The sequence below is a fragment of the Pseudomonas sp. MAFF 730105 genome (assembly GCF_055380705.1).
Map to the genome: position 1 here is coordinate 1,838,351 of NZ_AP018438.1, position 14,266 is coordinate 1,852,616.

Here is a 14,266-nt window from a genome sequence, read left to right on the forward strand (position 1 = left end):
TTTCGTAAAGTTTTCGTTACGTATGGAGCGGCGATCCGGCGCTGGTTGGATTCTCAGCTAGGAAATGGCCTACAACTGTCACATAATCTTGACGGTTATTTGCACTCAGCCTCAGAAAAAACTCCTTACAACGAGCTCCCAGGTCTCCATATGCGCATCAAAGTCCATTGCCAGAACCGCATCGGCATCCTGCGGGACATTCTCAATCTGCTGGTGGAGTACGGCATCAACGTCGCCCGGGGCGAAGTCGGCGGTGAGCATGGCAATGCGATCTACCTGCACTGCCCGAACCTGATCAACATTCAATTCCAGGCGTTGCGTCCGAAATTCGAAGGCATTGCCGGTGTGTTCGGCGTCAAGCGGGTAGGGCTGATGCCCAGCGAGCGTCGGCACATGGAGCTCAATGCGTTGCTCGGTGCCCTGGAATTTCCGGTGTTGTCCATCGACATGGGCGGTTCCATCGTCGCGGCGAACCGGGCGGCGGCGCAGTTGCTCGGGGTGCGGGTGGACGAAGTGCCGGGGATTCCGCTGTCCCGCTACGCCGAGGATTTCGACCTGCCGGAACTGGTGCGTGCCAACCAGTCGCGCATCAATGGGTTGCGGGTCAAGGTCAAGGGCGATGTGTTCCTGGCGGACATCGCCCCGCTGCAATCGGAGCATGACGACAGTGAGGCCATGGCCGGTGCGGTATTGACGCTGCATCGGGCCGACCGGGTCGGTGAGCGTATCTATAACGTGCGCAAGCAGGAACTGCGTGGCTTCGACAGCATCTTCCAGAGCTCGAAAGTGATGGCCGCGGTGGTCCGCGAAGCCCGGCGCATGGCCCCGCTGGACGCGCCGCTCTTGATCGAAGGCGAAACCGGCACCGGCAAGGAATTGCTGGCCCGCGCCTGTCACCTGGCGAGCCCGCGCGGGCAGTCGCCGCTGATGGCGCTCAACTGTGCCGGGCTGCCGGAGTCCATGGCCGAGACGGAACTGTTCGGCTACGGTCCTGGCGCCTTCGAAGGCGCCCGTGCCGAAGGCAAGCTGGGTCTGCTGGAGTTGACGGCTGGCGGCACCTTGTTTCTCGACGGGGTGGGGGAAATGAGCCCGCGCCTGCAGGTGAAACTGCTGCGTTTTTTGCAGGACGGTTGCTTCCGTCGGGTGGGCAGCGATGAAGAGGTGTACCTGGATGTCCGGGTGATCTGCGCGACCCAGGTGGATTTGTCTGAGCTCTGTGCTCGAGGGGAATTTCGCCAGGACCTGTATCACCGCTTGAATGTCCTGTCCCTGCACATCCCGCCGTTGCGTGAATGCCTCGATGGCCTGGCGCCGCTGGTGGAGCACTTTCTCGACCAGGCCAGTCGCCAGATCGGCTGTGCGCTGCCGAAGCTGGCCCCGGCGGCGATGGATCGCCTCAGTCATTACCATTGGCCCGGCAATGTCCGGCAACTGGAAAACGTGCTGTTCCAGGCCGTCTCCCTGTGCGATGGAGGGACGGTGAAGGCTGAGCATATTCGCCTGCCGGACTACGGCGTGCGCCAGCCCCTGGGCGACTTCTCCCTGGATGGCGGGTTGGACGAGATTGTCGGGCGATTCGAGAAGGCGGTACTGGAACGGCTCTACTCCGAACATCCCAGCAGCCGGCAGTTGGGCAAGCGACTGGGGGTTTCCCATACCACCATTGCCAATAAGTTGCGCGAGTATGAGGTGGGTAAAGAGCCTGGAATGTAATCCGTTACTTGTGGCGAGGGGGTTTATCCCCGCTGGGCTGCGCAGCAGCCCTAAATCAGGCGACTCGGTTTACTAGTCTTATCGAGTCGACAGGTCTGGTCTGGGGGCGCTTCGCACCCCAGTGGGGATAAATCCCCTCGCCACAAGGGTCAGTGAGTCTGTCCATCCGGTAATCCTTTGCCTTTCAGCGGCATGATACCGCCGGTTTTTCGTCTCCGGGACATTCCCTTTTCCCCACAAACCCCCGCAAGTCCTTTGTTTGCCGGGCCGCGAGCCGCCAGAAAAAAGTTGGTCTGCAAATTGCTTATGGCTGAGCAGTACAGCAGTGGGCGGCAAACGTCCGGCACGCAGAGGAACGAGAGTGGACAAGTACCTTTATGTGGCAATGACCGGCGCCAGCCAGAACGCGCTGGCCCAACGGGCCCATGCCAACAACCTGGCGAACATCTCCACCAATGGTTTTCAGAAAGACCTGGAGCAGGCGCGTTCGATGCCGGTATTCGGCGACAGCTTTCCGGCGCGGGCGTTTGCCATGTCCGAGCGGCCAGCCACTGACTTCACCCCGGGTGCGTTGGTTGAAACCGGCCGCGACCTCGACGTGGCGGTGAGCGGGCCGGGCTGGATGGCCGTGCAGAACCCCGATGGCGGTGAAAGCTACGTGCGCACCGGCAGCCTCAACGTCGACGCCTTGGGCGTGCTGCGGGCCGGCAACGGCATGCCGGTGATGGGCAACGGCGGTCCTATCGCCGTGCCACCGGAGCAGAAAATCGAAATCGGCCAGGACGGCACCATCAGTATCCGCGCCATGGGCGAAGGCCCGCGCGTGATGGCGGAAGTGGACCGCATCAAGCTGGTCAACCCGGACCTCAAGAACATGACCAAGGGCCTGGACGGTTCCATCCGTACCAAGGACGGCCAGCCGGCACCGGTCGACGCCAACGTGCAACTGGTGTCGGGGTTCCAGGAAGCGAGCAACGTCAATGCTGTGGACGAGATGACTTCGGTGCTGGCCCTGGCCAAGCAATTCGAGCTTCACGTGAAGATGATGAACACCGCCAAAGAAGGCGACGAGGCCATGGCTCGGGTCTTGCAGATCTAACCATTAATTAAAGCGTCGCGCCGAAAATCAGGCGTACGAGGAGAATCGAATGCTTCCGGCTCTATGGGTTGCCAAAACAGGTCTGTCCGCCCAGGACACCAACCTGACCACCATTTCCAACAACCTGGCGAACGTCTCGACCACGGGCTTCAAACGTGACCGTGCCGAATTCCAGGACCTGCTGTACCAGGTCAAGCGTCAGCCAGGTGCCCAGTCGACCCAGGACAGCGAACTGCCGTCGGGTCTGCAAGTCGGTACCGGTGTGCGCATTGTCGGCACGCAGAAAAACTTCACCGCCGGCAGCCTGCAAACCACCGAGCAGCCGCTGGACATGGCCATCGACGGTCGCGGTTTCTTCCAGATTCTGCAGCCGGACGGCACCACGTCCTACACCCGCGACGGTACGTTCCACCTCGACTCCAATGGCCAGATCGTCAATGCCAGCGGTTTTGCCCTGGAGCCCGCCATTGTCGTGCCGAACAATGCCCAGACCTTCACCGTGGGTCGTGACGGCACAGTGTCCATCACCGTGGCGGGCAACCCGGCCGCGCAAGTGATCGGCAACCTGCAGACCGCCGACTTCATCAACCCGGCCGGCCTGCAAGCGGTGGGCAACAACCTGTTCCTGGAAACCGCTGCCAGTGGAGCGCCGCAAATCGGCACCCCGGGTTTGAATGGTTTCGGTACCACGCTGCAGAACACCCTGGAAACGTCCAACGTGAGCACCGTTGAGGAGATGGTCAACATGATCACCACCCAGCGTGCCTACGAAATGAACTCCAAGGTGATCTCCACCGCCGACCAGATGCTTTCGTTCGTCACGCAGAATCTGTAATCACTTCTATAGGGCGGCCTCAAGGTCGCCTGTAACACCGAGAGGTAGGGTCATGAAACGCTTTGTATCTGTACTGGCACTGAGTGGGATCACCGCGCTCGCGGGGTGTGTCGCGCCAACGCCCAGGCCCAATGACCCGTACTACGCTCCGGTGTTGCCGCGCACGCCGTTGCCGGCTGCCGCCAACAATGGCTCGATCTACCAGGCCGGTTTCGAACAGAACCTGTACAGCGACCGCAAGGCATTCCGGGTGGGTGACATCATCACCATCACCCTGAACGAGCGGACCCAGGCGAGCAAGAACGCCAACTCCCAGGTGGACAAGACCAGCAACACCAGTGTCGGCCTTACATCGTTGTTCGGTTCCAGCCTGACCACCAACAACCCGATCGGCAGTAACGACCTGAGCCTCAACGCCGGTTACGGCTCCGACCGGGCCACCAAGGGCGACAGCAAGTCCGGCCAGAGCAACAGCCTCACCGGTTCCATCACCGTGACCGTCGCCGATGTGTTGCCCAACGGCATCATCGTCGTGCGCGGCGAGAAGTGGCTGACGCTCAATACGGGTGACGAACTGGTGCGCATCGCCGGCATGGTTCGCGCCGACGACATCGCCACCGATAACACCGTTTCTTCCACTCGCGTGGCGGATGCGCGCATCACGTATTCGGGTACCGGTGCCTTTGCCGATGCGAGTCAGCCGGGCTGGTTCGACCGTTTCTTCCTCAGCCCGAAGTTCCCTTTCTAGGTGGCCCAGTTGAATCTTAAGCGGTTGAACCTCAAACAGCTGTTGATGGGTGCGTTGGTGATGTCGGCAGCTTTCACTGCTCATGCCGAGCGCCTGAAGGACATCGCCAGCATTTCCGGCGTGCGTTCGAACCAGTTGATCGGTTACGGCCTGGTTGTAGGTCTCAATGGTACCGGTGACCAGACCACCCAGACCCCGTTCACCCTGCAGACCTTCAACAACATGTTGTCTCAGTTCGGCATCAAGGTGCCGCCAGGCTCGGGCAACGTCCAGTTGAAAAACGTCGCGGCGGTATCGATCAGTGCCGATCTTCCGGCGTTCGCCAAGCCCGGTCAGCAGGTGGATATCACCGTGTCGTCCATCGGTAACTCCAAGAGCCTGCGAGGCGGCACCTTGCTGCTGACGCCGCTCAAGGGTATCGACGGCAACGTCTACGCCGTCGCTCAGGGCAACCTGGTGGTGGGCGGTTTCGACGCCGAAGGGCGCGATGGCTCGAAGATCACCGTCAACGTTCCGTCGGCCGGTCGCATCCCTGGCGGTGCTTCGGTGGAGCGTGCGGTGCCGAGCGGTTTCAACCAGGGCAACAGCCTGACGCTGAACCTCAATCGGTCCGACTTCACCACCGCCAAACGCATCGTCGACAAGATCAACGACATGCTCGGCCCAGGCGTGGCCCAGGCCATCGACGGCGGCTCGATCCGTGTCACCGCGCCCCTGGATCCGAGCCAGCGGGTCGACTATCTGTCGATCCTGGAAAACCTCGAGGTCGATCCGGGCCAGGCCGTGGCGAAAGTCATCATCAACTCGCGCACCGGCACCATCGTGATTGGCCAGAACGTCAAGGTTTCGCCGGCGGCCGTGACCCATGGCAGCCTGACCGTGACCATCACCGAAGATCCGATCGTGAGCCAGCCGGGCCCATTGTCCAATGGGCAGACTGCCGTCGTGCCCCGTTCGCGGGTCAATGCCGAACAGGAAGCCAAGCCGATGTTCAAGTTCGGCCCGGGCACTACCCTGGATGAAATCGTCCGGGCGGTGAACCAGGTCGGCGCGGCGCCGGGCGACCTGATGGCAATTCTCGAAGCCTTGAAGCAGGCCGGCGCGTTGCAAGCCGACCTGATCGTGATTTGAGGAACGGGCCATGGATATGCGCAAGGGCGCTTTGATCAGTGGAGATTCGGGTTCCTACTCGGACCTGAATCGCTTGAACCAGCTCAAGGTTGGCGACAAGAACAGCGACGGCAACCTGCGCAAAGTGGCCCAGGAATTCGAGTCTCTGTTCCTTGGCGAAATGCTCAAGTCCATGCGCTCTGCCACCGAGGCATTGGGCAAGGACAACCCCATGAATACGCCTGAGGCCAAGCAGTATCAGGAAATGTACGACCAGCAGTTGGCCGTTTCCATGTCTCGCGAGGGTGGCGGTATCGGCCTGGCCGATGTCCTGCTGCGCCAGATGTCCAAGAACAAACCGTTGGCGCCGGGCGAAGCGGCCGCTGCGTCGGCTGCCAAGCAGCAAGAGGCGCTGGACAAGGTCAAGGCAGTGCCCACCCCGGTGGCTGCCGGAACATTGCCCACCGATGGACCTTTGTCGCGCCAGAGCGGCCAGCGTCCGCTCTGGGCTTCGCGGGCCGTCAACGCACCGCAAGGGGCGGGCGAGGGTGGTCATCGTAACGACATGGAACTGCTCAACCAGCGTCGCCTGGCCTTGCCGCCGAAACTGGCCGACCGTCTGCTGGCCGGACTGGTGCCTTCGGCATCGACCAATGCCAATACCGATGCACCGGCGCAGAATATCCGCTCGGATCGCGCCGTCACCGCCACCAGGTCCGCCTCCGGCGAAATGGCCAATGGCGACTGGCTGGCCGCGCTCAAGGCCTCCGAGTCGAGCGGGGACATGCAGGTCTATGGTCGCGCCGTGGCACAGCCACCGCTGGCGCCGGCCCGCAAAGCGTTCCGCGACGCCGACGAATTCGTCAACGCTATGCTGCCCATGGCCAAGGAAGCGGCGGCCCGCATCGGTGTCGACCCGCGTTACCTGGTGGCCCAGGCCGCCCTGGAAACCGGCTGGGGCAAATCGGTCATGCGCCAACCCGATGGCAGCAGCAGCCACAACCTGTTCGGTATCAAGGCCAGCCAGAACTGGAAGGGCGATTCGGCGCGGGCAATCACCAGTGAGTTCCGCAATGGCGAGATGGTCAAGGAGACGGCCGAGTTCCGCTCCTACGCCTCGTACCGCGACAGTTTCCATGACCTGGTCAATCTGCTGCAAAGCAACAGTCGCTATCAAGCTGTGCTGAAGTCGGCCGATAACCCGGAACAGTTTGTACGCGAGTTGCAAAAGGCCGGTTACGCCACCGACCCGCACTACGCCAGCAAGATTTCGCATATAGCCCGGCAGATGACCAGTTCCCAGAACTACGCATCCGCAGGCGCCACCACGACTTTATAAGGTCTGAACCATGAGTTTGCTCAATATAGGGATGTCGGGTCTGTCAGCCAGCCAGACCGCGTTGGTGACCACGGGTAACAACATTGCCAACGTCGATACCGCCGGATATTCGCGTCAGCAGACCGTGCAGACCACCAAGGCCTCCAATCAATACGGCAACGTGTTCATCGGCTCCGGCACGACCCTGGCCGATGTTCGTCGGGTCTACAACTCCTACCTTGAAGCACAGCTGAAGACCACCACCTCGCTCAACAGCGATGCGGCGGCTTACCAGGGGCAGATCACGCCTCTGGATTCACTGCTCTCGGACAGCGGCACCGGCCTCAACGGCGCGCTGACCAAGTTTTTCGCGTCGGTGCAGAACGTCAACGCCAAGCCCGGTGACGATGCGTCCCGCCAGTTGCTGCTCAGCGATGCCCAGGCCCTGAGCAATCGGTTCAACTCTATTTCCAGTCAGTTGACGGAGCAGAGTTCGAACATCAATAACAACTTGTCGAACATGGTCAGCCAGGTAAACGACCTGGCTACCACCATTGCCCAACTGAACAAGAAAATCGCCGAAGTCTCCAATACCGGCGGCGCGCCCAATGATCTGCTGGATTCCCGTGGCGAAGCCATTCGCCAGCTGTCGACGTTCACCGGCACCCAAGTCGTGGAGAACGGCAGCAGCCTGGACATCTATCTGGGTTCCGGCCAGCCGCTGGTGATGGGCACTATCGTCAATACCCTGCAAGCCGTGCCGGACAAGAACGATCCGGGGCGCATGGGTATCCAGCTCAACAGCGGTTCCAGCTCCATGGACCTCACCTCGGTGCTCACCGGTGGCGAGATCGGTGGCCTGATGCGCTACCGCAGCACCGTGCTCGACCCGGCCATGAACGAACTGGGCCGCGTCGCCCTGGTGGTCGCCGACCAGATGAACACCGTTCAGGCGTCGGGCATCGACATGAACGGTGCCTTTGGTTCCAACCTGTTCAACGACATCAACAGTGCCGCGCAGATCAGTCAGCGCAGCGTTGCCGCGCTGGGCAACAGTGCAGGTTCCGGCAATTTCAACGTGGCCATCACAGACGCCGGCCAGTTGACCACCAACGACTACAAGGTGACCTTCACCAGCGGTACCAACTACACCGTTCAGCGCTTGCCCGATGGCTCGTCGATGGGTGCGTTCAGCACCGCGACCACGCCGCCACCGGTGATCGACGGCTTCTCGATGACCTTCGCCAACGGCACCGCGGCAGCCGGCGACTCGTTCAAGATCACCCCGACCCGCAATGCGGCAGGCAACATCAAGACCGAGATGACCGACTCCAAGCGGCTGGCGATTGCCGCGCCACTGGGCGCAGCCATCGCGGCGGGCGGCAGTGGCACGTTGACCATTCCGGCCAGTGGCCAGCCGACACTGACGACCAGTCTGGACATCTACGACGCGGCCACGACGACCGTCATCCAGAACGGCATCAAGACCTCCATGCCGGTCAAGGTGTTGTTCGGGGCGACTTCCGCCGACGGCACCAGCCAGGCGTACCAACTGCTCGATGCCCAGGGTAACGAACTCAGTAATGGCACGATCACTCCTGGTCAAAGCAACACGTTGAACCTGAGCGTTCCGCTGAAGGACGCCAGTGGCAACCCGATCATGGATTCGTCGGCGCCACCGGTGCAGCGCACTGTCAGCTTCGCCATGTCCATCGCTGGAGCACCGTCCAACGGTGCCGCCATCAACGTCAGCGTCAGCAAGGCGGGTAGCCTGGACAACCGTAACGGCACCATCCTGGCCGGTCTGCAGACCGCCAAGAGCGTCGACACCGGTTCCTCCAGCGGCGGTATTTCCCTGAGTGATGCCTACGGCAAACTGGTGGAAGGCGTGGGCTCCAAGGCGGCCCAGGGCAAGCTCGACAGCGCTGCCACCGGCGCGATCCTGAACAACGCCAAGAACGCCCGTGACTCGCTGTCAGGCGTGGACCTGGACGAAGAAACCGGCAACCTGGTCAAGTTCCAGCAGTACTACACCGCGTCTTCGCAGATCATCAAGGCGGCGCAGCAAATCTTCAGCACATTGATCAACAGTCTTTAAGGAGCCGTAGCCCATGCGTATCTCTACTTCCCAGTTCTACGAAAGCACGGCTGCGAACTACCAGAAGAACTTCGCCAATGTGGTCAAGACCAGCGAAGAAGCCAGTAGTCTGGTACGTATCAACACCGCCGCCGACGATCCGGTCGGTGCGTCGCGTCTGCTGCAACTGGGCAACCAGGCTTCCATGCTGTCCCAGTACGAAACCAACGTCAGCACGATCAAGGCGACCCTGGGCACGACTGAAGCGGTGATGACCAGCATCAATAACGTGCTGCAGCGCGCCAAGGAACTGGCTGTAAGCGCCGGTAACGCCGGTTATACCGACTCAGACCGTAAATCCGTCGCTTCGGAGCTGGGGTCGATCGAAGACCAGTTGCTGAGCCTGATGAACACCAAGGATGAAAACGGCAAGTACATTTTTGCCGGCTCCAAGGGCGATGTCGTGCCGTTCACCCGCAACGGCGATGGTAGCTACAGCTACAACGGCGATCAGATGACCCTGGACCTTCCAGTGGGCGACACCATGTCGATGGCCACCAACAGCACCGGCTGGGAAGTGTTCCAGCAGGCCATCAACACCAGCCGCACCCAGGTCACCATGACCGCTCCGGCGGTGGACGATGGCCGGGTGGTACTGACCAACGGCCAGGTATCTTCCGCCGTTACCTACAACAGCCAGTTCCGCAGCGGTGAGCCGTATACCGTAGAGTTCGCCAGCGGCACCCAGTTGAAAATCACTGATTCAAGCGGTAACGACGTGACCGCCGAAGCCAGCCAGGGCGGCGTCATCACGCCCAATACCCAGGCCGGGCAGAACGTGAGCTTTCGCGGCGTCGATCTGACCCTGAACGTCAACCTGAAATCCGGCGACGTCGCCGGCACCGTATTGCCCGGTCACACATTCACCCTGGCCGCCAAACCCGACACATTCGCCGTGGCGCGTAGCCCGGGCAACTCCACTGCGACGCAGATCACCGGCAGTCAAATCACCGATCCGGTTGCCTACCACGCCAGTTTCCCGACGGGGTCGGCGGTGCTGAAGTTCACCAGTGCCACGGACTTCGAACTGTACGCCGCGCCGCTGACCAGCAGTAGCCAGGTGATTTCCAGCGGAACCCTGGCGGGCAACGTCGCCACCGCTTCAGGGGTGAGTTTTACGCTCAATGGCGCACCGGCCGCCAACGATCAATTCAGCATTGCGGTCAATACCCACGAAACCCAGAACATCCTGGATACCGTGAACCAGCTGAAGGCTGCGTTGAGCACACCGATCGAGGGCGACGCGATTGCCGGTCAGAAAATGCTCGCGGCACTGGCTTCCGGCATCGGCAACCTGGCCAGCGGTACAGATCAGTTGACCAGTGGGTTGAGTTCGGTCGGTGGTCGTGGCCAAGCGCTCGATAACCAGTCCGACACCAATCAGAGCTTTGTCCTGGCCAACTCCCAGACCCAGTCGGCGATCCGCGATTCCGACCCGGCCGAGGTGATGACGCGCCTGACGTTGCAACAGACCATGCTGCAGGCATCGCAACTGGCGTTCAGCAAGATCACGCAACTGGGGTTGTTCAACAAGATCTGATGAGCAGGTAACGCCGCTCGTTTGAAGTATTGGCTGTACCTGTGGCGAGGGGATTCATCCCCGTGGGGCTGCGTAGCAGCTCCACGACACGTGGTGCAGGATTGAGGGCCGCTTTGCAGCCCAACGGGGATGAATCCCCTCGCCACAAGGGTCGGAACACCGCCCGGCCGAGAGTCTTTCGCGTGAAACCAACACCTCTTGTCAGCATCGTCATCCCCGCATTCAACCCTCGCTTTTTTCGCGAGTCACTCAAGAGCGCTCTGGACCAGGACTACGAAAACCTCGAAATCATCGTGTGCGATGATTGCCCCGGTGACGACATCCGCCAGATCGTCGACGCTTTGCAGGACGCTTCCAGCGTCGCGGTGCGTTATCTGCGCAATCCCCAGCGGCTGGGCTTCCAGCAGAATCTGTTGCGGTGCCTGGAAGAGGCGAGCGGGGAGTACATCAAATTTCTCTGCGATGACGATCAGTTGCTCGGAGCCTGCGTGCGTCAACAGGCGCAGGCCCTGGACGAGCATGCCGATGCCCGGTTGGTCATCAGTAAGCGCCACTTCGTCGATGCGGACGGCTACGTCTTGCCGATTCGCCTGGAGAACGTCGGCATCGCCCTCTTCGAAGGGTTGTACAAGGGCGACGACCTGTTGGCCTACATCGAGTCCACGCCACGCAATATCTTCGGTGGCTTCTCCGGCGCCATGATGCGCCGGGTCGATATCGAGTCCTTATTGCCAGCATTGGCCCAGGCCGGTCAGGGTTTTGTCGCATTGCTCGACCTGGCGCTGTTCATCTGCCTGCTCCGACGCGGCAACCTGGTGGAGCGGTGCAGTCTCGACAGTCTCGAACGGTTGTATCCGCAACGGCTGTCCCGCCGTCCTGACATGGTTGATGCCGCACCCGTCGAATGGACGTGGCTGGCCCAGATGTTGGCTGAACGCAGTGGTGAGTCCGCGCCAGCGTCGGGCTGGATCCGCTATCAGACCCTCGATCAGGTCAAGCCAGGCCAGCCTCACGACTGGGAAGAGTTGAACCTGAATTCGTTGATGGCCAGTCGACAAGCCGTCGTCGGTTATCAGGTCGGCACCGACACTGAGAGTTACGATGAGCTTTATGCCCAGTGGCTGGACTGTCGGCGGTTTGACGCGGCGCGCCAACGGGTGGTTCTCCATCAGGTTGAACTCTGGCCCCGGCGCCCGGGTATCGTGCCGGTGGTGTTCGATTTCGAGGAAGACGCCGAGGCGGTGGCGCTGACCCTCGAGAGCATCGCCGGGCAACATTATGCCAGCGAGCCGGTGCTGCTGTTTTCCAACGGTCGCGGCGCGATCGAAGGCAATGTGCTGCGCATGGCGCTGCCCACCGACTGGGTGCGTGGCCTCAATGACATGCTGCCGCGACTGGACGGCGCCGACTGGTTCTATCTGCTGCACGCCGGTGACCGACTGCGGGAATCGGCCTTGCTGGTGCTGGCCGAGCGGATCAATGCCATGCCCGGTATCGCTTGTGTCTACAGCGACGAAGGCGCGCTGGAGGACGGCAAGTCTTCGGAGCCGGTCTTCAAGCCGGATTTCAATCTCGACCTGATGCGAGCCTACCCCTATGTGGGCAGGACCTTGGCCTTCGCTCGTGAGCGGGTACAGTTGCTGGGTGGCTTCGATGCGAATCTGGGTGAATTAGCGCCCCATGACCTGATCTGGCGCCTGGTGGAAACCCAGGGGCCGCAGACCATCGAACACCTGGCGGAAATCCAGGTGGAATCGAACCTGGCCTTCGCCCAATGGCTTTCGCAGCCGCAGGTGATCGAGCAGAGCCCCAGGCTGGTGGCGGCGCATCTGCAACGCCTGGGCGTCGAACATCGTTTGCATCCAGGGCCGATGCCGTTGATCCCGAGGATCGAATACCTGCACCCCGAACGCCCGCTGGTGTCGATCATTATCAGCGTCAAGGATCAACTGGCGGCGCTGGAAAATTGCATCAGTAATCTGCTGACCGCTACTGCCTACGAGCATTACGAAGTCATCGTCGTCGACAACGGCAGCGAAACCGCCGAGATGCGCAACTGGCTGACGGCCATGGCCGAGCTGGGCAGCGACAAGTTGCGGATTCTTACCCCGGACGAATTGGGCAACGAAGCGCAGGTGCGCAATTTTGCCGTCGCGCAAGCGCGCGGCGATTACCTGCTGTTGCTCAGTCCGTTCTGTGTGACCCATGACGCGGCCTGGCTGGACGAACTGCTGAACCATGCCCAGCGCCCGGAAGTCGGAATCGTCGGCCCACGGACCCTGAATCTACAGGGGCAGGTTATTGACTCGGGCCTGGTGTTGGGCCTCGATGGCTTGGCCGGCCGGCCGTTTGCGAACGAGCCGGTCACCGCCGGCGGTTACATGCAACGTTTGCAGGTGGTGCAGAACTGGAGTGCCGTGAGCGGTCATTGCCTGTTGGTGCGCAGGGCGGTATTCGATACCGTCGGGGGCTGTCGCCTGCCATTGAAACGCCAGGCATCAACTTCCTCGAGTTATGCCTGGAGGTCGGCAAGCAAGGTTACCTGGTGGTGACCACGCCTTATGCCAACGTGGTCCTGACACCCTCTGCCGGGAGCGCGCGTGAAGCGTCCTGGAAGCAACGCGTGGAACAAGAGCAGGAGTCGTTCTATCAGCGCTGGTTGCCCTGGATCGCCAACGATCCGGCCTACAACCGTAACCTGAGCCTGGCCGGCAACAGTTTTGGCCTGGCACCGGGCCAACGCACCGGCTGGAATCCTTTATACAGCCGTCCGCTGCCTTCGGTCCTGGGTCTGGCCCTCAACAGTTCCGCCATCGGCCATTACCGCGTGAGCCAGCCGCTGATCGAACTGCGAGCCACCGGGCGGATCGTCGGGCGTGTGTCCTATGAAATGCCTTCGATCATCGAGATCGAGCGCCAGTCACCGGATGTAATCGTGCTCCAGGGCCGCTACAACAGTGGCAAGTTCAACGACATCATCCAGGTGAAAACCTATTCCAACGCCATGCGCATCTACGAACTCGATGACTATGTGGCGAACATTCCTGAAAAGAACGATCACACCCGCAACATGCCCGACGACATCGTCAACCTGCTGGAGCGCGGCATTGCCCTGTGTGATCGGGTGGTGGTGTCGACGTTCGCCCTGGCGGATGCACTGTCCGGCCTTCATCACGATATCCGCGTGGTGCCGAACATGCTGGCGCCGCATTTGTGGCATGGGATTTCCAGCCGGCGTCGTACGTCGATCAAGCCCCGGGTGGGTTGGGGCGGCGGTACCAGCCACCGGGGTGACCTGGAGATCATTGCCGAGGTGGTACGCGAGCTGGCCGATGAAGTCGAATGGGTCTTTTTTGGCATGTGTCCGGATTCCCTCAGGCCTTATGTGCATGAATACCATGGCGGGGTCCCGCTGTTGGAGTATCCGGCCAAACTGGCGAGCCTGAACCTGGATCTGGCCCTGGCCCCGCTGGAACAGCACATTTTCAACGACTGCAAGAGCAATCTCAGGCTGCTGGAGTATGGGGTTTGTGGGTACCCGGTCATCTGTACCGACACCGAAGCCTATCGAGGTCATCTACCCTGTACCAGGGTAAAGACCAACAGCACGCAGGAATGGCTGGATGCGATCCGCATGCACCTGTCCGACCCGCAGGCCAGTTATCGGATGGGGGACCAGCTGCGCGAAGTGGTACTGCGTGATTTCATGTTGCGCGGCGACAACCTGCGCTATTGGGCCGATGGCTGGTTGCCGGATTGACGATCC

At 61.3% G+C, this 14,266-nt stretch carries 8 protein-coding genes and 1 pseudogene; all 9 read left to right on the forward strand.

All coding sequences use genetic code 11. The annotated features are described in order from the left end of the window. Positions 1 to 150: 150 nt before the first annotated feature. The 9 genes and pseudogenes from PCOSP_RS08220 to PCOSP_RS08260 all read left to right on the forward strand — a co-directional run bounded on the left by PCOSP_RS08220 (position 151) and on the right by PCOSP_RS08260 (position 14,260). Positions 151 to 1,713 (forward strand): sigma-54-dependent transcriptional regulator, encoded by a 1,563-nt coding sequence (locus PCOSP_RS08220; protein WP_139647281.1) that lies wholly within the window; start codon positions 151 to 153, stop codon positions 1,711 to 1,713. Between the two features lie 361 nt (positions 1,714 to 2,074). Continuing rightward, positions 2,075 to 2,812: a flagellar basal body rod protein FlgF gene (locus tag PCOSP_RS08225; RefSeq protein ID WP_041023356.1), complete on the forward strand. Its 738-nt coding sequence runs from the start codon at positions 2,075 to 2,077 to the stop codon at positions 2,810 to 2,812. A 49-nt stretch (positions 2,813 to 2,861) separates the two neighbouring features. Continuing rightward, positions 2,862 to 3,647: a flagellar basal-body rod protein FlgG gene (gene flgG / locus PCOSP_RS08230; protein ID WP_041023357.1), complete on the forward strand. Its 786-nt coding sequence runs from the start codon at positions 2,862 to 2,864 to the stop codon at positions 3,645 to 3,647. Between the two features lie 52 nt (positions 3,648 to 3,699). Next, positions 3,700 to 4,395 carry a flagellar basal body L-ring protein FlgH gene (gene flgH, locus PCOSP_RS08235; protein WP_047701662.1) on the forward strand — a complete coding sequence of 232 codons (696 nt, stop codon included), beginning with the start codon at positions 3,700 to 3,702 and terminating at the stop codon, positions 4,393 to 4,395. A 45-nt stretch (positions 4,396 to 4,440) separates the two neighbouring features. Then, positions 4,441 to 5,526, forward strand: coding sequence for a flagellar basal body P-ring protein FlgI (locus tag PCOSP_RS08240; RefSeq protein ID WP_175362517.1), 1,086 nt, complete (start codon positions 4,441 to 4,443; stop codon positions 5,524 to 5,526). A 10-nt stretch (positions 5,527 to 5,536) separates the two neighbouring features. Further along, positions 5,537 to 6,844, forward strand: coding sequence for a flagellar assembly peptidoglycan hydrolase FlgJ (flgJ, locus tag PCOSP_RS08245; RefSeq protein WP_464710819.1), 1,308 nt, complete (start codon positions 5,537 to 5,539; stop codon positions 6,842 to 6,844). A 10-nt stretch (positions 6,845 to 6,854) separates the two neighbouring features. Further along, positions 6,855 to 8,921, forward strand: a complete 2,067-nt coding sequence (flgK, locus tag PCOSP_RS08250; protein WP_175362458.1) for a flagellar hook-associated protein FlgK — start codon at positions 6,855 to 6,857, stop codon at positions 8,919 to 8,921. A 13-nt stretch (positions 8,922 to 8,934) separates the two neighbouring features. Further along, positions 8,935 to 10,500, forward strand: a complete 1,566-nt coding sequence (locus PCOSP_RS08255; protein ID WP_139647273.1) for a flagellar hook-associated protein 3 — start codon at positions 8,935 to 8,937, stop codon at positions 10,498 to 10,500. Between the two features lie 182 nt (positions 10,501 to 10,682). Next, positions 10,683 to 14,260: pseudogene (locus PCOSP_RS08260) on the forward strand (glycosyltransferase). Positions 14,261 to 14,266: the final 6 nt, after the last annotated feature.